Below are 19,455 nucleotides of genomic sequence, written 5' to 3' on the forward strand. Positions count from 1 at the left end.
GGCACAACAGCAACCCTCCACCGTAGACCCCGGGCGCCTTCGCGAACGGTTTGACTTTCAGCCCGCGCCAGAGCCCGCGCCGCCGCCGCCACCCATGGCACCGCCGCTGCCCTTTACCGCGGTAGGCGCCATCCAGGGCAAGAAGATCGCCAACGGCCAGCTGCAGGCCTTTATCCAGCATGGCGACAACCTCAGCGTCATCCAAAAAGGCGACACCGTCGCCGGCAGCTACCGGGTGGACGAGATCACGTCCGACCGCGTGGTGTTCACCTACCTCCCCCTGGGCCAAAAACAATCGCTTCAACTTCTGGACAACCCACGATGACAACCATTGACCACAATGCCGGGCTCTCCGGGAGGGCTGCCACAACAAGGGGCTTGGGCGAGCTACGCGGCCGCATGACGCCCATCGCCTCCAGCGTGCTGGCCTGCCTGCTGCTGACGGCCTGCGCCGGCGCGCGCTACCACCAGGACGGCATGAGCCAGATCGGCGAGGGGAATATAGACACCGGCATCGCCTCGCTCAAAAAAGCCACCGAGCTCGACGGCAGCCAGTCTTACAAGATCGACTACCTGGTGCAGCGCGACAGGCATGCCGACGCCTTCGTCAAGCAGGCCGACCAGGTGCGGGCCAGCGGCGACATCGCCGGCGCGCGCGACCTCTACGGCCGGGCGCTGGCATTGAACCCCGGCCACGCCCGGGCCGCGGCCGCGCTCAAGGCGCTGGACCAGGACGCGCGCAACGACCAGTTGCTGGCCGAGGGTGAGCGCTACCTCAAGGACGGCAAGCTCGACGCGGCCGGCGAGCGCGCGGCGCGCGTGCTGGCCGACCAGCCCAACCACAAGCAGGCGGCGCAATTGCGCAAGGCCGTGCTGGACGCCAGGGCCGCCGCCGACCTGGAGCGAGAGCGTTTCCGCGAGGCCAAGTCGGTCATGAGTTCGCCGGTGACGCTGCAGTTCCGCGATGCCACCATGCGCACGGTGTTTGAAGCGCTGTCGAAATCCACGGGACTGAACATCCTTCTGGACCGCGAGGTCAAGGCCGACGGCAGGGTCACGATTTTTGTGAAGGACGTGGCGGTCGAAGACGCGATCGACCTGATCCTGATGCAGAACCAGCTCGAAAAACGCATCATCAACAGCAACACCATGATGGTCTACGCGGCCACGGCGGCCAAGCAATCGGAGTACCAGGAGCTGACGGTGCGCTCCTTCCGCGTCACCAACAGCGATCTCAAGTACATCTCCGGCATGCTCAAGACCATGCTCAAGCTCAAGGACGTGTCGGCCGACGAGCGCAGCGGCCTGCTGGTGATACGCGACACGCCCGAGACCCTGCGCATCGCCGAAAAACTGATCGCCCTGCACGATGAGCCCGACCCGGAAGTCATGCTCGAAGTGGAAGTGCTGGAAATCTCCGAGGGGCGCAACAGCAACCTGGGCGTCCAGCCGCCCAACGCCATCACCATCAGCACGCCCACGGGCGGCGCGACTACGCCGGGCGGCACCGTCAGCAACCTCACCATCAGCCAGCTGCGGCAGCTGGGCGTGGGTGGCCTGACCGTGACGCCGATTGCCGGCACGCTCAACTTCAAGCTGCAGGACACCGAAACCCGCATCCTCGCCAGCCCGCGCATACGCGCGCGCAACCGCGAGAAGGCCAAGATCATGATTGGCGACCGCGTGCCCACCATCATCAACAACGTCACGCCGGTCAACGGTGGCTCCTCGGTCGTCACCGGCACCATCACCTACCAGGACGTCGGCCTCAAGCTCGAGTTTGAACCCCAGGTGTACGCCAGCAACGACGTGGGCATCAAGATCAACCTCGAGGTCAGCAACATCGCGCGTGAGTTCACCGACACGCAGGGCAGCCGCTCGTACCAGATAGGCACACGCAACGCGAGCACCTTCTTGCGCCTGGCCGACGGCGAAACCCAGGTGCTGGGCGGCCTGATCACCGACGAGGAACGCAACACCGCCGACAAGATCCCGGGCCTGGGGCACCTGCCCGTGGTCGGGCGCCTGTTCGGCAACTCGAGCACCAACAAGTCCCGCTCCGAAATCGTGCTGGCCATCACGCCGCGCGTGCTGCGCAGCTATGCCAACCTGGGCAGCGACAGGTCCAGCGTGTTCTCGGGCACGGCGCTGACCCTGCGCGACCGGCAGATCCTGGCCGACCCGGTGGGCGGCCTGAGCCTGCCCAACTCGACAGGCGCCCGCCCCGCGCCCGCACCCACGCCCATCAGCGGCATCTCGCCGGCGCCGCAGCCACCCGGTGCGCCTGGGGTGCCGGGGGCGCCATCGCCCTCCGTTCCGCAGGCCCCCGCGCAAGCGGCTCCCGCCATGCCGCTGGGTGGCGGCGGCCTGCCGCCGCCCCCGCCCATGATCCAGCGTTAAGAAGAGGCGACGTGGTTCTTTTCCCCAGCCGCCCCCGCGCAGGCACTCACCCCGAAGCCGGCTTTACGCTGATAGAGCTGCTGGTGGTGTTCTCCATCCTGGCGCTGCTGCTGACGCTGGCCACGCCGCGCTACTTCAAGGCGCTGGACGGCGGCAAGGAAAAAGTCCAGGCGCAAAACATGGCTACGCTGCGCGACGCGATCGACAAATTCCGTGCCGACCAGGGCAAGTACCCGGCCCAGCTGCAGGAGATCGTGGACAAACGCTACCTGCGCGAGATGCCGCTGGACCCGGTGTCCGGCTCACGCGCCTGGGAAATCCTGCCGGTACCGAACAACACCGAGCCCGGCATTTACGACGTACGCGCACCCAATGTGCCCGCCCCCTTGCCGCCGGCAAGCACGGAAAGCGCCGCGCCATGAGGCAGCCCGCGCAGCGCGGCTTCACGCTCATCGAACTGCTGGTCTCGCTGGCCATTGTGGGCCTGCTGGCCATGGTGGCCGTGCCCCTGACCCAGGTGGTGCAGACACGCGCCAAGGAGGCCGAACTCAGGCAGGGTTTGCGCGTGATACGCCAGGCGCTGGACAGCTACAAGGCGGCCTCCGACGCCGGTGTGATCGACAAAGGCGTGGGCGCCTCGGGCTACCCGCCTTCGCTGGAAGTGCTGGTCACCGGCGTGCCGCGTTCCGCCGCGTTTGGGTTTTCAGCCCAGCCCTTTGTGCTGCTGCGCAGGATCCCACGCGACCCTTTTGCCGAAGACCCGGCCTTGAGCGACGCCCAGACCTGGAACACCCGCGCCTACAGCAGCAGCGCCGAGGCGCCGCAGCCGGGCGCGGATGTGTTTGATGTTTCGTCGAAATCCTCCAAGCAAGGGCTGGACGGTACGGCTTACCGCAGCTGGTGAGGGCGAGCCGTGAAAGCCATCCGTTCAAGCAAACCTTTGGCCGGCCAGTCCGGCTTGGTCCTGCTCGCGGTCTTGATTTTTCTGCTGCTCACCACGCTCGGCGCATCGGCCATGGTGGAACTGCAACGCACCCACACCCAGCGTGCCAAAGAGGCCGAACTGCTGTTTGTCGGCGACCAGTATCGCCGCGCGATCAAGTCTTATTACAGCAGCGTGCCCGCGGGTAAAAGCCAGTCCCTGCCGAAATCGCTTGACGACCTGCTGGAAGACAAACGGTTTCCGATGCCGGTGCGCCACTTGCGCCGCCTGTATCCCGATCCCATGACGGGCGAGGCCGACTGGGTGCTGGTTCAAGGCGCGGGCGGCATCCTCGGTGTGCACAGCCGCTCCACACAAAGCGCCTTCAAAAGGCGGGAATTCCCGATCCAGTACCGGGATTTCCAGGACAAGGAGACTTATGCAGAGTGGGTGTTTGTGGCTTCGGTGAATTGACCGAGAGATACCTGGAACCAAACTGCTGTAGTGTTGAATTCCGCGTCGATGTGCACGCTTTTTTCGCAGTCGCTTGACCCTATCACAGCCTGAATTTTGCCCTTCAGTCCTGTGCAAAGGAACGTGACCAATGGCTCCTCACTCGAGAAAAAGCGGGTCAACCAAGCGCGGAAATGCACAGGGACACCGATACCCTACAGCCCCATCGATGCCTGCAGCTTCAAGTACGTCGCCCAGTCAGCGACGAGCAAGGCGACAAATCCCACGAACACAAATACAAGCTGACTACGGCGGAGGTGCTTGCGCCCTTGAAGCAGAAGAAGGCTCAACAAGATGCTCACCGCTATCCACAATGGTGCAATGCCGTAACCAAGGATATCCTCCGGTGCAGCACCCTTCGCGACAGCCTCTCTCGAATTTAGCAGGCTCAACACGTTCGCTAGAACATCTGCCGCTACAACGGCTAGCAGCCCGTAAATCCCAAACCAAATGGCACGCGCTTTCATCAGAACCCCACTTTGTCTGCGCCGTCCCACCCGGTCGGCGGTGGAGTGCCGGACGCGTTACCGCCACACATTTCAATCAGTCTCTTCGCCACAGAGTTCGAGTTAGGGCCGGATACGGCACTGTAGTTTGGCACTCTATACTCATTTTTCATTAGTTCATTTGCCTTTTTCACAATGCACTTTTCAATAGAGCATTGATCTTTGTGACACATTTTCCCAGAGACTTCATTCATCCTGAAGTTAAACATGTCAGAGTAAATCGTGTCGTTATTTTCTCCGCCGTTTCGAGGAACAACGGCCATTCCTGAACCGAGATAACTAACAGTGACAAAATCCAACTTAGCCTCCGGGCAATGCACAACTATGTAGCAATGTTCACCACCTAGCATCCTTGCTACGTTCGCTTGCAGGCTACGCTCACCTAACGGACTGCCAACCGGGCGGCAGCGAAGTTCGACCCGAAGCCCCGTGGCGTCGGAATAGAGGATGGGACTCCCTTGTGCGTAGGCAAATGGATTAATCCCGCCTTTAAGTCCAATCGGATCCGACTGCATATACCGCCCGATACGTGGTCCGTACTCCCGGTTCCAATTCTGGAACAGTCCACTCTCAGCATCAAAGACCTGGCCGGGCAGTCGCTGGTTAAAACTGAAAGTACCTAGGCTGGACGGATTTTGATCCGGAGTCGTGGCCCCAAATGCCTCAGCCGAATCCCAGCGCCACGCAATGGCTTCATCCGATTGCCGCGTGACGATGCGAGGCGCACCAAGCTGGTCGGTCGAGACGTTGTACAGATTGATCGCAATGTCGCTGGCCGCTGCTGTTCCGATCTGCTTGACCACACCAACCGGAAGTCCTATGTAGATGGTTTCATAGAGTGGAACACCGTTGGCGTCATATTCACCAAGCAGCTTTCCTTCTTCGTCATAAACGTAGTAGGTGGCCCCCGTCGGCACCAGCGCCGTTGGCCCAGTCTTGCCAACTCGCATCTCCAGCGCGTTATAGCTGTAAGTGACCGTACCACCCGCATTCGTCATGGTCGCGAGTCGGCCTTGGTCACTGTAGGTATAGGTATTGGTGCCGTCGCTAGTAATATTGCCCGCAGCGTCGTGCACGATGGTGGCGGTACCCCCCACATCTTGAGTCTGTGCCAGCTTGTTGCTAGTGGCCGAAATGGTGTTGGGATAGCTCGTGCCGCTAATAACCTTGGCCGTACGGTTGCCCGTGGCGTCGTAGCTGTACTGGATTGAGGTGGCGCCCAAGGTGGCGCTGATCAGGCGATTCAGGTTGTCATACCCAAAGCTTTGGTCCAACGCAGGAACAGGGCTTCCATTGCTGGTGTGGGTGTAGCCCGTAATGCGCCCCGCGGTGTCACGAATGACGGTGCGGCGGATACCGGTGGTTGTCGGGTCACCGAGGTTATAAGCACTGATCTGGCCGTTGCTGTCATAGCTGATCGCCTGAGTCTTGGTACTGGCCCAGGTCCAACCAGTGAGTTTGCTTTCAGCATTACGGGTGATGGCGCTCAACATTGGCAAGGCGCTGCCCGTGTTGGTACCCACACCATTGGCGTTGGGTGGGTTCACGGTAATTCCGGAAACATCACCATAACTGTCGTAGCTGTAATTAACCCGGGTGCCGCTCGGGTAAGTAATCGCGGTCAGCTTGTCCAGGGCACTTCCACTGCTACCCCAGGTATAGCCCACCGTAAAAGTCCTGGCGCCTGTGGTCTGGGTTTTGCCGGCTCTGTGGCCCATGCTGTCATAGGTATAGACCATCTGGCCGCTGGCATCGGTGATCTTGGTCAGTTCACCCATGACGGCCGGAGTAGGAGTGCTGCCACCGTCATATTCAAAGACGCTATCAGTCCCCGTGGCGTACTGCACGCGGGTCAAGCGGTCCCCGTTGTCATAGGTGTACTGGGTGAGCTTGCCTCTGGCATCCGTTTTGGTCAGGACATTGCCAACGGCATCATAGGTGTACTGGCTCGTTCCCGTGTCTGGACTGGTTTGCGCGGTGACGCTACCCAGGCCATTAGGGCTGTATGTCGTGGCCAGGTTGCGCGGGTCGGTGACCTGGGTCAGGCCATCGGCGGCGTTGTAGGCAAAGCCGGTGGTCGTTGGCGTGGCGCTGCCGATGTTCGCCGGCTGCTGGGTCTGGATGGGACGGCCCAGGCTGTCGTAATAGGTATAGGTCGCGAGGCCATTGGGGTCCAGCACCGTGGTGGGCCGGCCCATGGCATCGTAGCCGTATTGCCAGGTCAAGGTGCCGGTGTTGATCTCGACACTGACCGCACCAGAAGTCGAGGGATCATTGTTGGTGTCGCCCGCGTACTCAGCACTCAGGGTGTGGCTGCCCAGGGCCAGGCTGGAGGTGGCGAGTGTTGCAACCCCACCGGTCAGCGCGCTGCTGCCCACGGTGGAGGCTCCGTCCTTAAAGGTGACAGTACCCGTCGGGCTGGCACCAGTCACGGTAGCAGTCAGCGTAACGCTCTGCCCGACCGGCGCGGTGCCGGCGCTGCTTGAAAGCGCCGTGGTCGTCAGGCCGGCAAAGGCCATGGCCGGGGCCAAAAGGATGAGCAGCACCAGGCGGCTTAGCCACGCGGTAAAAGCTCGGCTGGGGCTAAGGCTGCTCATGCTGACTCCTCCTGCTTGAGTGATGGTGGTGGTGGTGGTTTTCAATTGCTCGCTCCCGTGACTTGTTGCACACGGTTCAGGGCGTCATAGACGCGCGTGATGTTTCTCTGCAGGTTGCCCGAGGGGTCTTTGACTTGCTCGCCTGTCTTGTTGCCCATGGCGTCCAGCGTGTAGCTGACGGTGTTGCCTTTGGCGTCGGTGACGCCCGTCAATCTATGCGCGGCGTCGTAGCTGTAGCTCATCGTGGTGCCATCAGCCAGCGTCACGCCTGTCATCTGGCCTGCGTTGTCATAGGTGTATGTGGTGATTCGGGCGACTCCGCCCGGAGGCGTCACCGTCACGCTGCTGGTCCAGCCCCGAGGGGTGTAGGCGATGTCGGTGACCACGCCTTTGGGGTCCACCATCTGCTTGACGCGCCCTGCCCTGTCGTACAAGGTGAACTGCGTGACATGCCCCACCGCGTTGGTGATGCTCTGCAGGTCTCCGGCCGTGTGCCCCATCTCATTGGGTGCTGTGCCGCTGAAGCTGGTGGCGCCGTAATAGGCATAGGTCTGTGAGATGACGCCATCGTTAGTCTGCGTGGCTACCTGGCCTTGCGGGTTATAGGTCCAGCCGGTGGTGCGGGCCGCATTGGTGGCTGTGTCGGTCTCGGTCTGGCTGAGCTTGTTGCCTTGTGTGTCGTAGGTATAGGCGGTGGTTCGCCCCGCTTCGGTCACAAGAACGGGAAGCCTGAAGCTGGCATGCCATTGGGTGCTTGTGGTCCGCGCTTCGGGCCGTGTGGCGGCCTGGGTGGTCGTCAAGGGCAGGCGCCGGTTGACGTCCCAGGTGTGTATCGTGGTCACGCCCAGGAAGTCGGTCTCCTGTGTCACAAAGCCATTGGCGTCCTGCACCCGGCTGGAGGCCGAATTTGCGCCTGTGCCGCTGGGTTTGTCGGCGCCGGTAACAGCGAGCCGGCCGGCATTGGTGCCGTAGTGGTAAGTGCGTGCCGTGCCCTGCGGGTCGGTTACCACCGCATCGCCTGCACTGGCGTAGCTCACGCTGTACAGGTCCGCGCCGAGCGCATAGCCACTGCTGGTGGCCCGGCCCTGGCTGTCGTAGGCGATGGTGGCCAGGCGGTTGCCGGTTTCGTCAACAATGCCGGTGACCAGCTGCGGGAAGGCGGTGTTTTCGTACAGGTAAGTCTTGCTGACGCTGCCGCCGGCATTGCCGGGGTAGCTCACGGCGGTCAGGCGTGAAGCCTCCGCCGTACCGTCGTAGGTGTAGCTGGCGACTGGATCGCCATTGGCTGTGACACCCACCAGCTGGCTGGCGGCGTTGTAGGAAAAATCAAGGCTTCGGCCGAACTGGTTGGTGACCGCGATCAGCAGGCCGGGCACCGGGGCGATGGCGCTGGAGGTGGTGCCGCTGCTGTAGGCATAGGTGGTAACCCAGCCGTTGCGCCAGGTCATCGTGAGCAGCTTGCCTGCGGCGTCGAATTGCCACAGGCTGTCATCTTCCAGCCGCTTGTACAGAAAACCCGCACTGTTGGCCGTGAGGGTGTCCACGCTGTTGGCCGCGAGCCATGCGCTGCTGCTTGGGTCCCAGCCGAAGATGCGCACGGTGTCGTCGCCGAAATAAAGATTGGCAGTGTGGCCGGGCGTTCCCGCTTGACCTTCCAGCCTGAGGTAGACGCGGTGGTTGTGGGACCAGGCCTGGCCCAGGCCCGCACCGGCCGCCCCCGTGAGAGCACCCACCACGCGGCCGCTTCGATAGCTGAGCTGCAGGCTTAAGGCGTGCGGCCCGCTGCCAGCGTAGCCTTGATCGTCGAGCGCCTTCTCCCCGGTTGCCGGATTGATGGGCCTGGCGGTTTCCATTCCATCTTTCCCGCAATTGCAGGAATCCGCTTCGGGGCGGGGCAACTCCTCTACAACCGTGAAGGAGAAGCCGTCATCGAAGTTGCTGTTGTTCGAAACCTGCACACCGTGGTAAGTCGCGTTGCAAGTCATCCCCGTCAGGGTCGCGCTCGTCAAGTTGCGCACGGCCGCCGGCACCAACTTGTTCCCGCAGGCGACGATGGCGTTCGCCCCGGCAGTGCAAGCACCCGCCGCCGCCGGGTAATAGCCTGAAGGCGCCGAAGCCCCGCAGGCATTGGGGGGGAACCTGTAGGTTTGGGTGGCCTGCGCCGGAGCTAACAGCACCCATGCCGACAAAACGGCAAACCCGAGATTTCTGAAGTGTGTACGGATGACTGTTTTCAATTGCTCGCTCCTGTGACTTGCTGGACCCGGTTCAAGGCGTCGTAAACGCGCGTGATGTTTCTTTGCAGGTTCCCGATGGGTCCTTGACCTGCTCGCCGGTACGGTTTCCTGTGTTGTCGAGCGTGTAGGTGACGGTGGCCTTTGGCATCGGTCACGCCGGTCAGGCGGTGTGCGGCGTCGTAGCTGTAGCCCAGGGTGCCTACGTCAGGCAGGGTCGCGCCCGTCATCTGGCCTGCGTTGTCGTAGGTGTAGCTGGTGGTGCGGGCCACGCCGCCCGAGGCGCTCGCGGGTGAGTTGAAGCCTAGACAAACACCCAATCCAAGCACCAAGAAAGAGCTGCCAGAGCGTGCAACCCGGTTGCTGAAACCGACTCTGCCGGCAGAGATGGTTTGCCGTGCCGCTGATTGCTTGCCTGGGCAATACGCCCACCACAGCCGATTCACCCGCACCCCACCCGGCGCAAGCCCTTGAAACACTCCCATGGGATCCCTCGTTGATTTGTTCTTGTCGCTCTTATCGCGCGCAAGCACGCGGTGCGCCCGCAGTCTAGTGACGGGCATAAGGCCTGTCACCCTCCATCTGAATGAGGCAAATTGTGAGTGTGCGTATGAGGCAACGAAATCTTGCGCCTGGAAAATTTCGCGCTTATCAATTTCACGGGCTTCTGGCAGAATCCCGCCGCCACATGCCACGCCATAGGGATTTCAATTCGGTTTCAATCTGAATTGAATACCTTCTCAGTAGCTGCATGCGCGAAGTTACGAAGAAATAATTTGCGTGGCAGTGCGCGTATCACCGCAAACCAGGTTGTCAAAAAAATAATTCTTGTCCGCGTTTTCAGGCTCGCCCAGGCGGCGAGTTGTCGATAGCGCCACAGCCGTGCTGTGGCCGGCCTCAGTGCGGATCAGCGTATTTGTGCGCCAAGGACTTACCAGACGCGAAGTGTTGCATTTCGCGTCGATGTGCCCGCCTTTTTCACAGTCGCTTGACCCTATCACAACTGAATTTGAATTTTCAGTCCTATGCAAAGGGGCGTGACCAATGGCTCTTCGTCAATGGAAAACGGATCAACCAGACACGAAAATCCACAGTCTCCGTTAGGTTGTCGTGCCTAACCCGACGACGTGACCAGTTCTTTGATCAGGCCCTCGACATCTTTGCGGGGCAGCGCATCAAACAGCCATGCTTTCGCCAACACCCGAACTGCTGCTGACACAGCCATAGACTGTTTGCAATGCACCCTCAGATATTCGACATGCTCATTTGGATAGGAGGGATCACCGAATGTGTCAATCCAAGCGTCAAGTTCCGCACCCTCAGCGTCAGGCAACCATTGCGTGACAAGAATCCCACGACGTGACGTCTCTACGATGCAGCTATACACATTAGTGCCCACATCGTCAGTTATCACTCGAAACGAGCAATCCAGCCAAGGGCTGACAGAATTTCCAGCCGCTGAAAGGCGCACCTCGTTGGCCCAATGAGTCTTTGCGCCATCGAATAATTTTGGATCAGTCAAGAAAGACATAAGCTTGTTGAATTCCGCGTCGATGTGCTCTTCAGCCCTGTGCGAAGGGGCATGATCAATGGCTCCTCGTTCGATGGAAAGACAGATCAATCAAACACAGAAATCCAAAGGAGTTGACTCATGCTGCCTCTCTTTACCATTTTTCTTGATGGGTTGACACTAATCGAGCTCGTAATCGAAGGCATTGCTGGTTGGCGATTCATTTTTTCCTCCAGATACCGAGCTAAAACTAAAGATGCTTGGCGACAAATGGGACAAGGCAAAGCGCTGATAGCAAAAATAGTCCTTCTGATCAGTTTCTCGTTTACGGTTGTCTGCCTCTTGGTCGCTGCATTTTTCGTATATCTAATAGTCAAGGCTCATACCCAATAGCCCAATACCTGCTTACCTGGTGTCTTTGGCTATTTCTTCCTGCGCCGTTTTTCCAACTCATGCAAGATCTCGTTGTTGAATTCCGCGTCGATGTGCCCGCCTTTTCTCAGTCACTTGACCTGTCACAACTCTGAATGCGGCCCTTCAGTCCTGTGCGGAGGGGCGTGACCAATGGCACTTCGTTCGATGGGAAAACGGGTCAATCAAGGACGGAAATCCGCAGTTGAAGCCTATAGAGGTTGCATCTTTATTGCATCACGAATATCCGCAGCAATAACCTTCTCCAAATGCACAATTTCATTACCTAGAGCATCTGGACTGAATTGCGACCAAACACCTACCTTAGGGCTCCCTCCACGTTCACCTGGACGGACGGCAACTTCAAAAATGTTCTTGTCACCATACCTGTACACAGCAATATGTCCGACTCTACTTTCGAGAAATGACAAGGGAATCAGCAGGTCATATAGCTGTTCGTCCTCGGCCGTATCGCACTCGTTATCAATTCGATCCCAGTACCCAGCCATCCACGAGCACCACCCACCACAAGGCATGAGCGCCTCCATACCTGGAACGGAGGGGGGATTTGATATGAGCTTATCCAGACCTTTCAAACTTTCTAAAAAATTTCCCGGATGAGTTGCGGGAACAATGAGATGCTTTAGCCCTTCATGATGCAGCCACACCTCAGCAACGGCAAATACAAAGTCCGGGCTGTTGAATTCCGCGTAGATGTGCTCACCTTTTTCGCAGTCGCTTGACCCTTTCACACCCCTGAAATGTAGCTCTTCAGTCCAGTGCGAGGGGGCGTGACCAATAGCTCCTCGTTCGACGGAAAACGGATCAACCAAGCACGGGAATCCACATAGGTGGTGATGCCACTGATGACCGGCACCCGCATAGAGCTTCACAGCTATTCAAGGCATTGACCGTGCTTTGAGCGCCGTAGCTATTTAATAGGGCACAGTTGTTAAGTTTTGCGTTGATGTGACCTATTTTTTTCGCAGTCACTTGACCCCATCAAAACCCTGAAATGCGGATTGCCAGTTCTGCGCAAAAGGACATCATCAGTGGCTCAGTGCTCGATGAAAAAACGGATCAAATACTCACGAAAGTCCACAGCGGGTTCCTAGTACGTCCTGAATCTGGTCGATCCGGTTGCTGCTTAGAAAATTTTATTTTCTAGCTTCCTAACTCGCTCGTCTAATTTGATGATCGAAACATAACAGAAGACAAAAAATATAGACAAAAACGCAATTAATGCGTAGTAAAGAGTTGAACCGACTCTTACCTCAAGCAGGGAAAATAAGGCGGCATTGGCAAGGATTAGGGCAAATATTCCAAGTAGTCGCATAGTCACTTTGTAGAACAAGAATTACATTTGGCCTTGCAAATAGCATAGCCTGCTTCACAACCTTTATAAAGACCGCTTTGCTGTTGAATTCCGCGTCGATGTGCCTGCCTTTTTCGCAGTCGCTTGACCCTATCACAACCTTGAAATGCGACTCTTCAGTCCTGTGCGAAGGGACGCGTGACCAATAGCTCCTCGTGCCGGGAACCTACTAAGCCAGAAACCAACACGCGGGCGGAAAGCAAACCCCATGGGCAGGTACCGGGCGCAGACGCAATGCGCCACGGTGCCCGTCCGGGCGCGACCACCGGCCGCTATCGGCCGGCGTACGCCGCCAGTGCAAGTGACCTGAAGTGAAGCGTGGAGAGCCACTGGTCCAGTGCTTGAAGCCTTCACCTGTCAGGCGGCAGCCTGCACCGCTACAACTGCGCTTGGCGAGGACACCTGCGAGGTCGCGAAGCCATCCGCCCGAGGCGACAGGTTGGCGTCATCGGCAAGAGAATGCGCAGGGGCTTAAACTCGCCTTGCCCGCTCCGTCAAGCCGGCCCCAACTTAAACCGGAAGCACCATGAAAAGAGAATTTCGAATTCTTTGTATGATTTTGTTTGCCCTGCTCGTGACTACTCGCGGCGATGCGCAAACTGTTTACCGACCCTACGAATTAGGTGGCATCGTTGCCAGGTCATTCGTCGAGAATGACTTTGCCGCGCTTGACGGCCTGGCCATCAAACTGCGCACGGAAAAAAGCCGAAACCCTAGCGGGCTCTGGAATCTCTCGGTGTTTTATGCCGGACTGAGTACCGCCATGCTTGAAGGACGCGACGAGAATTCGGGTGCGCAGTGGAACGCCATAGAGGAAAAAATGAATCAATGGGTCGCTACAAGGCCTCTATCCCCCGTTGCGCCCATCGCTTTGGCCGCGGCACAGAGGCAGCATGCCTGGGCGCTTCGTGGAAGTGGCTTTGCAAACACGGTGACGCGCAAGGGTTGGGAAGACTTCGCGAGGTACTTGGCCGTCGCCCGCAACACGCTTGAGGCAAATAGAAAAATCAGTGGCGACGACCCCCAGTGGTACGTCGAGATGCTGAAGGTGGCACTAGCGCAGGGGTGGGAAAAAGATCAGTACATGGCCTTGTATGACGAGGCTGTGTCGAAAGAGCCTCTTTACTACGAAACGTATTTCGCGGCGGTGGAACGCCTTCTTCCCATGTGGGGAGGAGATATCGAACAGATTCAGGCCTTCGCGGCCGATGCCGTGAAGCGGACCGCGTCGACCGACGGCCAGGGAATGTATGCACGCATCTACTGGGTCGTAGCAGGGCGCATGGGAACAAAAGCGTTCTTCGCGAAACCCCACCAGCAGACAATCTGGCCTCAGATGAAGGCTGGTTTCGATGACGTCGTCAAACGATACCCCGTCGATTGGAACAGGAACGCATACGCCAAATTCGCGTGCCAGGCAGGCGAAGTCGATCTGTTTATCTCCCTGGTCCGTCAATTCGACAGGGAGCCCACGGAAACTGCATTGCCTCCTGGATATTTGCAAGCATGCAAAGACAACGCGGCCGCGGTCAGGTCTGGCAATCCGCTCCGATAGCGGGATTTCCCAGTAACCGAGGACGCTCAGCAAAATCGTGCGGCCATCCGGGAAATCAAAAATTGATGGTTAGGAGTTCATCCAGAAGCGCGCTCAGGAATCACCAAGACTGCTTCACCCTTGCGGCGCAATCTCATAGTCCATCACATACGAATGCCTGCCATCGGCAATCTGTATGCCCAGCGTACCGCTCAGGCCCGTGAGTTCATCGGTCCCTGAATCGGGCACTACGCTCACCGTCAGCTGCGGCGCGCCGCGGTTCATGGTGCCGCTGTGCTGCAGCACAAAGCTGCCGCTTTTGCCGTGTAACGTGCCCGTCACGCGCTCGATCGCGACATAGCCGGCCGAGCCTTTGACGGCCGTGCCGGCGCTCAGCATCTCGCCCTGGCTGGTGGCTTGCAGGTCGCCGCTGAAGGTCTTGTTGATGGACAGGCGCCCCATCAGCGGACTGGCGTCTGCATTCGCGAGCGCTTGCGGCGCGAGCTTGACTTCAAAGGTTCCGGTGGCTTGGGGCATGGCGTTGGCTTTCAAGAAGAAGTGGCAATGCCGGCCATGATGCCAGAGCGCAGGCAACCCTGCCCGCTGGTGGCACCTGCCTAGCGCTGCCCGAAAGGCCTGGCCGGCACCGTCTGCAGATAGGCATATAGCGCCTGCGCGTCGACGTCGTTGAGGGCGCGCAGCGACTCGAAGGGCATGACGCTGATGGCCGAGCCGTCGGGGCGCTTGCCGCTGCGCAGCATGGCGACAAAGGCGCCGGCGTCCTTGTAGCGCGGCATGGCGCTGCCCTCGCCCGGTGTCAGGTTGGCGGCGGGCGCCCAGTCGGGCGGGGCGCCGGGAATCCTGCCACCGGCCAGGCCCGCGCCGTGGCAGCTAATGCACATATTGGCGACGTAGGCGCCGTGCGCCGCGGTCACGCCTTCGGCGATGGGCTTGGCGGGCGGCAGCGTGTGGTCGATTTTTTGCGCGGCGTCCTTGATGACATCAAAGGCGTAGAGCACACGCACCGGCAGGGGCAGGTCCAGCACGGCGGCGGTGCCCACCTTGGGCGGCATGGCCTTGACGTAAGCGACCAGCGCGCCCAGGTCTTCGTCGGTCAGGCGGTTGTAGTCTTCGCTGGGCATGATGAAAACCGGCCGGCCGTCGGGCTTGACGCCGTGGCGCACGGTGCGCACCCAGTCTTCGGCGGTGTAGCGCGCCACCACATTGCCTTCACCGGGCGTGATGTTGGGCCCGGCCAGGCGCATGCCTTTGCCGTCGTTCATGAATTCGCGGCCCGCGCCGTTGGCGCCGTGGCAGTCGGCGCAGCCGCGCGAGTTGTACAGGTAGGCGCCGCGCTCGAGCACCTGGGCCGCGGCCGGGATGGCCACGGGCTGCACAGCCACCTTGATCTGGCGCTGGCTTTTGCTGTCGGCCATCTGGCTTCCGACCATGGCCGTGCCGGCCAGCAGCAGCACCACCGCGCAGGTGATGCCGGCGCCCCATTTAATCCATCGTTTCATCGTGTCTTTTCGGGGTCTTGTTGTGGGGTGCAGGCTGGGTCGCTTCATGGGCCGCTTGTGCTGTTTTGGGCAAAGGCGGGATTCTAGAAGTCTCCTAAGGAAATAACAGCGGAAATATTTGCCTGCGCCGGACTGCGCGGGCCAAATAGGGCCGAATCGTGTCAAGCCGGCGATGCCAGCCAGCCCGAATTGCTATGCTTGCCGGGTGAGCGACCCGTCCCCTTCCCCCGCCGCCAAGATTCGCCGCATTGCCCACCTCGACATGGACGCTTTTTTTGCGTCCGTCGAGTTGCTGCGCTACCCGCAGCTCAAGGGCCTGCCGGTGGTCATAGGCGGCGGCTGGCGCAAGGTTGACGAGGAGCTGCGGGCCGCGCAGGGCGAGCGCGCGCTGCGTTTTATCCCGGTCGAAAGTTTTCCGTTGCTCAAGGACTATGTGGGCCGCGGCGTGATCACCACGGCCACCTATGCGGCGCGGCAGTTCGGCGTGGGCTCGGCCATGGGCATGATGAAGGCCGCCAAACTCTGCCCGCAGGCGATTGTGCTGCCGGTGGATTTTGCGGAAATCCGCAAGTATTCCCAGCTCTTCAAAAGCACCATCACCGAGATCGCGCCACTGATGCAGGACCGCGGCGTGGACGAGGTGTATATCGACTTCACCGACGTGCCCGGCGGCCAGCGCGAAGGCGGGCGTGTGCTGGCGCGGTTGATCCAGAAGGCGATTTTTGAAAAGACGGGCCTCACCTGCTCGGTGGGCGTGGCGCCCAACAAGCTGCTCGCCAAGATGGCCAGCGAGTTCAACAAGCCCAACGGCATCTCCATCATTTACGAGTCCGACCTGCAGGAGAAAATCTGGCCGCTGCATGTGCGCAAGATCAACGGCATAGGCCCCAAGGCCGGCGAAAAGCTCGCCAAGCTGCATGTGCACACGATTGGCGAGCTGGCCGCGCAGGACCCGGGCTGGCTGGTCGACAACTTCGGCAAGGCCACGGGCGCCTGGATGCACGAGGCCGCCTGGGGCCGAGACGACCGCCCGGTGGTGACCGAGAGCGAGCCGGTCAGCATGAGCCGCGAGACCACCTTCGACCGCGACCTGCACGCGGTGCGCAACAAGGCCGAGCTGGGCGCCATCTTCACCGACCTGTGCCTGCGCCTGGGCGAAGACCTGCAGCGCAAAGGCTACGTCGCCAAGACCATAGGCATCAAGCTGCGCTACGACGACTTCAAGATCGCCACACGCGACCAGACCTCGGACAGCTACACCGACGACGGCGCCACGATTCGGCGCCTGGCCGGCCAGTGCCTCAAGCGCGTGCCGCTGGACAAAAAGCTGCGCCTGCTGGGCGTGCGCGCATCCACCCTGGCGCGTGCCGGTGAGGTGCCGCTTGCCGATGAGAAAAAAGATCCGGAGCGCGCCGAACCGAACAGCACCGACCAACTGTTCTGACGTCGCTAAGCTGGCAACTGCAACGCCTCCCATTGGCGTAGCAATTCGACCTGTCGGCGGAGTTGGCCGGTCGTCATGTTCTGGGAACCCCAAACCGGTACGCGTCCCGCGTACTCTCCCAGCAACCAGAATTGCCGCACCGCCATGAAGCGCGCGATGGCGGCAAGGTCGGCATCTGGGACCGGGCGTCTATCCCGGTAGGCGGAGATGAAATTTTTCCACTGCATTTCCACCTTGCTGCTCACCTCACCGTCAGGCACGCGCGGGTAGAGGTTCCATGGGTAGACAGCAAGCTCATACGCCAGGTAGCCTGGGCCCGCCTCGTCGAAATCGAAGAATATTGCCTGGCGTTGTCCTTCGGTGTCGGTCGTGACGAAGTTGTTCTGGCCGTGTGCGTCGCCATGGCATAGCACGCGGCTCAGTTCGCCCATGGCCAGGATTTCATCGTGTAGCCGCAAGCCCAGCTTCTCGAATTGCGGACGCAATTCGCGGGTCATGGACGGCGCACGAAGCAGCCCCTCCAGCGGCCTGAGGAGAAGGTAGTTCAGGTCAAGCACATAGGCGCTCCCCGGCCCCTGGTAGCTTTCGCCCCCTTGGTGCAAGGCGGCCAATCCGTGCGCAAAGGCCTGCACGTCAGCTGCCGCTTCACCCGTGAACTCCCCATCCAGATATTCGAAGAGCATCAGCATCCGGGCGCCTTCCGGCAGCGGCACCTGTATAGCGATCTCGCCGGTCGCCGTGGTTACGCAGCGAGAGACCTGGCAGCCGACGTGGGCCCAGTGCTCCAGTGCAGCAGCTTCGAACAACGCGTTGGGGGCGCCCCGCGGCCGCTCGGCACAGAGACGCGCCACAACGCGCCGCCCGCTGGCAAACCCCAGTCGATAGACCTGATTGAAACTTCGCCGCAGGAACTCGCTCTCGACGACTGCGCCGAGTCCATAGCGGGCCTGCACAAGGGCGGCGATGCTGCTTGCCGTTGGCGTCGATTGCGCGATTTCCAGTTGCATGTTTGTCCCGCAAGAAAGAAGGGCGCGATTATGACGCAATGGCGCGCAGGCTTGAACGGCGGCTTCCGGCCTGATGCCGCCATCCTGCCTCAAGCCGCAAGGGCCCAAAGCAGGTTGTCGCTATTCAGCCGCCGGAATTTCGTATCGCGCAAATGAGGTGGCCCCTTTCTGAACGACGCTGTGCAGCGTGAAGCCGAAGTCCTCATAGAGCTTGCGTAGCCCTTGCCGGTCCGCGACGCAGTCCAGCCGGAGATAGGCGCGCTCGAGCTGTTGGGCGCGAGCCCGGGCATACGTCAGTAGCTCAATCGAGACCCCTTGCTTTGCCCAAGCTCGACGAATGGCGAGCTTGTGAATGAAGGCAGAGGTGCCCGGCAGGATCTCGGGCCAAAAATAGGTGTCCTCCAACTCGAACTTCATGACGCCAACCACCTGCTCGCCGTCACGGGCGACCTGGAAGAGCCCTGCGCTTGTGTCCTGCAGGACACGTTCGTGGCCAATATCGGCTCCTGACCAAAGTGCCCTACCGCCGTCGGCGAGCCAGCGGGCGGCGTCCTGCAGGACGGAGGCAATCATGGGCGCATCTGAGGGGCGCGCTTGCTGGATGTTCATTGCGGCAAAGAGAGGTTGATGTCAATGGTGGAGTGACCGCACTGAAGATCCCCTGTTGGCCTGCAGTCGCCGACGGGATAACAGGCATTCTGCCAGCGCTTTGGGCCTGAAGCGGGCGTAGGCTGCCCGCATGTCTCAATCCAACGAAGATATCTCAGCCCCCGTCAAGGACCCCTGTCAGCGCGCCACCACCACGATTTCATCCTGGTGGTTGGCAATGTGAAACGCATGGGCCAGCGCGAAGTCGGCCTTGCCGAGCGCGCCATAAGCAAAGTGCGGCTTGAGCGGGCCCTGGTGGCGCGTGAAGCGCTCAATCGCAGCACGCAACCGGGCCGACGCGGGCCGCCAGTCGCCTTCGCGCTGAAGGGCCGCCGCGCCGGGAATGGGTTCACTGAGGCTGTGACTCATATGCCCGCGCCATTTAAAAAACGCAAACGCGGCCGCGCCGGCGGTGTTCTGGAAAAAAGCGCTTTTGGGCTGCGGGAAACCGTCCAGGCTCATTTCCACGCTTTGCGCCATGTGCTCCAGCACCGAGACCATGGGCCACTGGCCGGTGGTTTTGACGGCGGCAGCCTTGTCCAGGCTGTCCAGCCAGCGCAGGGCGTCATCGAGCGAGCCTACTTTGGGAAGGTCGGCCATGGCGAAATCTCCGGTCAAGGTTGCCGTTGCGGCGGCTAGGAAGTGGCGGCGGTTCATGGCCGGAATGCTAGCAGTCGGTGGGGCGACTGCGTGTTGCCCAGGTGACTGGTTGCCGGGTCTTGCTCCGGCAAGTGCGCTCTTGCCTATTGCATAGGCTTGCTGGCCGGGTCTCGCCCCGGCGGGCGAGGCACTTTTCTTTGCTTCGCCAAAGAAAAGTACCCAAAAGAAAGGCGA

General features: G+C 60.5%; 17 protein-coding genes and 1 pseudogene. 7 read left to right on the top strand and 11 right to left on the bottom strand.

Annotated features, from left to right (window positions below; translation table 11 throughout):
* The 5 genes and pseudogenes from ACEN8I_RS23275 to ACEN8I_RS23295 all read left to right on the top strand — a co-directional run.
* A pseudogene (locus ACEN8I_RS23275) lies at window positions 1-325 on the top strand (hypothetical protein); the annotation flags it as partial.
* On the top strand, window positions 322-2,400 hold the full coding sequence (locus ACEN8I_RS23280; protein WP_413331018.1) for a secretin N-terminal domain-containing protein: 2,079 nt from the start codon (window positions 322-324) through the stop codon (window positions 2,398-2,400). The pseudogene ACEN8I_RS23275 and the gene ACEN8I_RS23280, both read left to right, overlap by 4 nt.
* A gap of 11 nt (window positions 2,401-2,411) precedes the next feature.
* Complete coding sequence (locus ACEN8I_RS23285; RefSeq protein WP_413331019.1) at window positions 2,412-2,822, top strand: type II secretion system protein; 411 nt, start codon at window positions 2,412-2,414, stop codon at window positions 2,820-2,822.
* Window positions 2,819-3,304 (top strand): type II secretion system protein, encoded by a 486-nt coding sequence (locus ACEN8I_RS23290; protein ID WP_413331020.1) that lies wholly within the window; start codon window positions 2,819-2,821, stop codon window positions 3,302-3,304. Before ACEN8I_RS23285 ends, ACEN8I_RS23290 begins: the two co-directional genes overlap by 4 nt.
* A gap of 9 nt (window positions 3,305-3,313) precedes the next feature.
* Window positions 3,314-3,796, top strand: a complete 483-nt coding sequence (locus ACEN8I_RS23295; RefSeq protein WP_413331021.1) for a type II secretion system protein — start codon at window positions 3,314-3,316, stop codon at window positions 3,794-3,796.
* A gap of 194 nt (window positions 3,797-3,990) precedes the next feature.
* Here the strand turns inward: ACEN8I_RS23295 and ACEN8I_RS23300 are convergent, their stop codons facing one another.
* The 6 genes from ACEN8I_RS23300 to ACEN8I_RS23325 form a co-directional block, all read right to left on the bottom strand.
* Window positions 3,991-4,302, bottom strand: coding sequence for a hypothetical protein (locus ACEN8I_RS23300; RefSeq protein WP_413331023.1), 312 nt, complete (start codon window positions 4,300-4,302; stop codon window positions 3,991-3,993).
* Window positions 4,302-6,983, bottom strand: a complete 2,682-nt coding sequence (locus ACEN8I_RS23305) for an Ig-like domain repeat protein (protein ID WP_413331024.1) — start codon at window positions 6,981-6,983, stop codon at window positions 4,302-4,304. Before ACEN8I_RS23305 ends, ACEN8I_RS23300 begins: the two co-directional genes overlap by 1 nt.
* A complete protein-coding gene (locus ACEN8I_RS23310; RefSeq protein WP_413331025.1) occupies window positions 6,980-8,791 on the bottom strand; it encodes a DUF6531 domain-containing protein in 1,812 nt (603 codons plus the stop codon). Before ACEN8I_RS23310 ends, ACEN8I_RS23305 begins: the two co-directional genes overlap by 4 nt.
* A 380-nt stretch (window positions 8,792-9,171) precedes the next feature.
* On the bottom strand, window positions 9,172-9,657 hold the full coding sequence (locus ACEN8I_RS23315; protein WP_413331026.1) for an RHS repeat domain-containing protein: 486 nt from the start codon (window positions 9,655-9,657) through the stop codon (window positions 9,172-9,174).
* 629 nt (window positions 9,658-10,286) lie between these two features.
* Window positions 10,287-10,793, bottom strand: coding sequence for a hypothetical protein (locus ACEN8I_RS23320; protein WP_413331027.1), 507 nt, complete (start codon window positions 10,791-10,793; stop codon window positions 10,287-10,289).
* Between the two features lie 512 nt (window positions 10,794-11,305).
* Window positions 11,306-11,926 (bottom strand): hypothetical protein, encoded by a 621-nt coding sequence (locus tag ACEN8I_RS23325; protein ID WP_413331028.1) that lies wholly within the window; start codon window positions 11,924-11,926, stop codon window positions 11,306-11,308.
* A gap of 1,068 nt (window positions 11,927-12,994) precedes the next feature.
* Here ACEN8I_RS23325 and ACEN8I_RS23330 point away from each other — a divergent pair.
* Window positions 12,995-14,023 carry a hypothetical protein gene (locus ACEN8I_RS23330; protein WP_413331029.1) on the top strand — a complete coding sequence of 343 codons (1,029 nt, stop codon included), beginning with the start codon at window positions 12,995-12,997 and terminating at the stop codon, window positions 14,021-14,023.
* Between the two features lie 114 nt (window positions 14,024-14,137).
* Here the strand turns inward: ACEN8I_RS23330 and ACEN8I_RS23335 are convergent, their stop codons facing one another.
* Window positions 14,138-14,539, bottom strand: coding sequence for a DUF3224 domain-containing protein (locus tag ACEN8I_RS23335; RefSeq protein WP_413331031.1), 402 nt, complete (start codon window positions 14,537-14,539; stop codon window positions 14,138-14,140).
* A gap of 80 nt (window positions 14,540-14,619) precedes the next feature.
* Complete coding sequence (locus tag ACEN8I_RS23340; RefSeq protein ID WP_413331032.1) at window positions 14,620-15,522, bottom strand: c-type cytochrome; 903 nt, start codon at window positions 15,520-15,522, stop codon at window positions 14,620-14,622.
* 262 nt (window positions 15,523-15,784) lie between these two features.
* Between ACEN8I_RS23340 and ACEN8I_RS23345 the strand changes: the two genes are divergently transcribed.
* Entirely contained in the window at window positions 15,785-16,966 is a 1,182-nt protein-coding gene (locus tag ACEN8I_RS23345; protein WP_413331033.1) for a Y-family DNA polymerase, read from the top strand.
* Window positions 16,967-16,971: 5 nt separating this feature from the next.
* Here ACEN8I_RS23345 and ACEN8I_RS23350 read toward each other — a convergent pair whose 3' ends face one another.
* From ACEN8I_RS23350 to ACEN8I_RS23360, 3 genes are all read right to left on the bottom strand, one after another.
* The gene (locus ACEN8I_RS23350) at window positions 16,972-17,973 is read right to left on the bottom strand and encodes a phosphotransferase enzyme family protein (protein WP_413331034.1); all 1,002 of its coding nucleotides are present in this window, start codon (window positions 17,971-17,973) and stop codon (window positions 16,972-16,974) included.
* 120 nt (window positions 17,974-18,093) lie between these two features.
* Window positions 18,094-18,582, bottom strand: a complete 489-nt coding sequence (locus ACEN8I_RS23355; protein ID WP_413331035.1) for a GNAT family N-acetyltransferase — start codon at window positions 18,580-18,582, stop codon at window positions 18,094-18,096.
* 177 nt (window positions 18,583-18,759) lie between these two features.
* Window positions 18,760-19,221, bottom strand: coding sequence for a DUF1569 domain-containing protein (locus ACEN8I_RS23360; RefSeq protein WP_413331036.1), 462 nt, complete (start codon window positions 19,219-19,221; stop codon window positions 18,760-18,762).
* Window positions 19,222-19,455 lie beyond the last annotated feature (234 nt).

Origin of the sequence: Polaromonas sp. CT11-55 (genome assembly GCF_047303325.1) — a bacterium.
Classification (GTDB): domain Bacteria; phylum Pseudomonadota; class Gammaproteobacteria; order Burkholderiales; family Burkholderiaceae_C; genus Polaromonas.

Coding starts and splice junctions, on each gene's coding strand:
- ACEN8I_RS23280 (WP_413331018.1), top strand. CDS start 322: ATGACAACCATTGACCACAATGCCGGGCTCTCCGGGAGGGCTGCCACA.
- ACEN8I_RS23290 (WP_413331020.1), top strand. CDS start 2,819: ATGAGGCAGCCCGCGCAGCGCGGCTTCACGCTCATCGAACTGCTGGTC.
- ACEN8I_RS23300 (WP_413331023.1), bottom strand. CDS start 4,302: ATGAAAGCGCGTGCCATTTGGTTTGGGATTTACGGGCTGCTAGCCGTT.
- ACEN8I_RS23310 (WP_413331025.1), bottom strand. CDS start 8,791: ATGGAAACCGCCAGGCCCATCAATCCGGCAACCGGGGAGAAGGCGCTC.
- ACEN8I_RS23315 (WP_413331026.1), bottom strand. CDS start 9,657: ATGGGAGTGTTTCAAGGGCTTGCGCCGGGTGGGGTGCGGGTGAATCGG.
- ACEN8I_RS23330 (WP_413331029.1), top strand. CDS start 12,995: ATGAAAAGAGAATTTCGAATTCTTTGTATGATTTTGTTTGCCCTGCTC.
- ACEN8I_RS23335 (WP_413331031.1), bottom strand. CDS start 14,539: ATGCCCCAAGCCACCGGAACCTTTGAAGTCAAGCTCGCGCCGCAAGCG.
- ACEN8I_RS23340 (WP_413331032.1), bottom strand. CDS start 15,522: ATGAAACGATGGATTAAATGGGGCGCCGGCATCACCTGCGCGGTGGTG.
- ACEN8I_RS23345 (WP_413331033.1), top strand. CDS start 15,785: ATGGACGCTTTTTTTGCGTCCGTCGAGTTGCTGCGCTACCCGCAGCTC.
- ACEN8I_RS23350 (WP_413331034.1), bottom strand. CDS start 17,973: ATGCAACTGGAAATCGCGCAATCGACGCCAACGGCAAGCAGCATCGCC.
- ACEN8I_RS23355 (WP_413331035.1), bottom strand. CDS start 18,582: ATGAACATCCAGCAAGCGCGCCCCTCAGATGCGCCCATGATTGCCTCC.
- ACEN8I_RS23360 (WP_413331036.1), bottom strand. CDS start 19,221: ATGGCCGACCTTCCCAAAGTAGGCTCGCTCGATGACGCCCTGCGCTGG.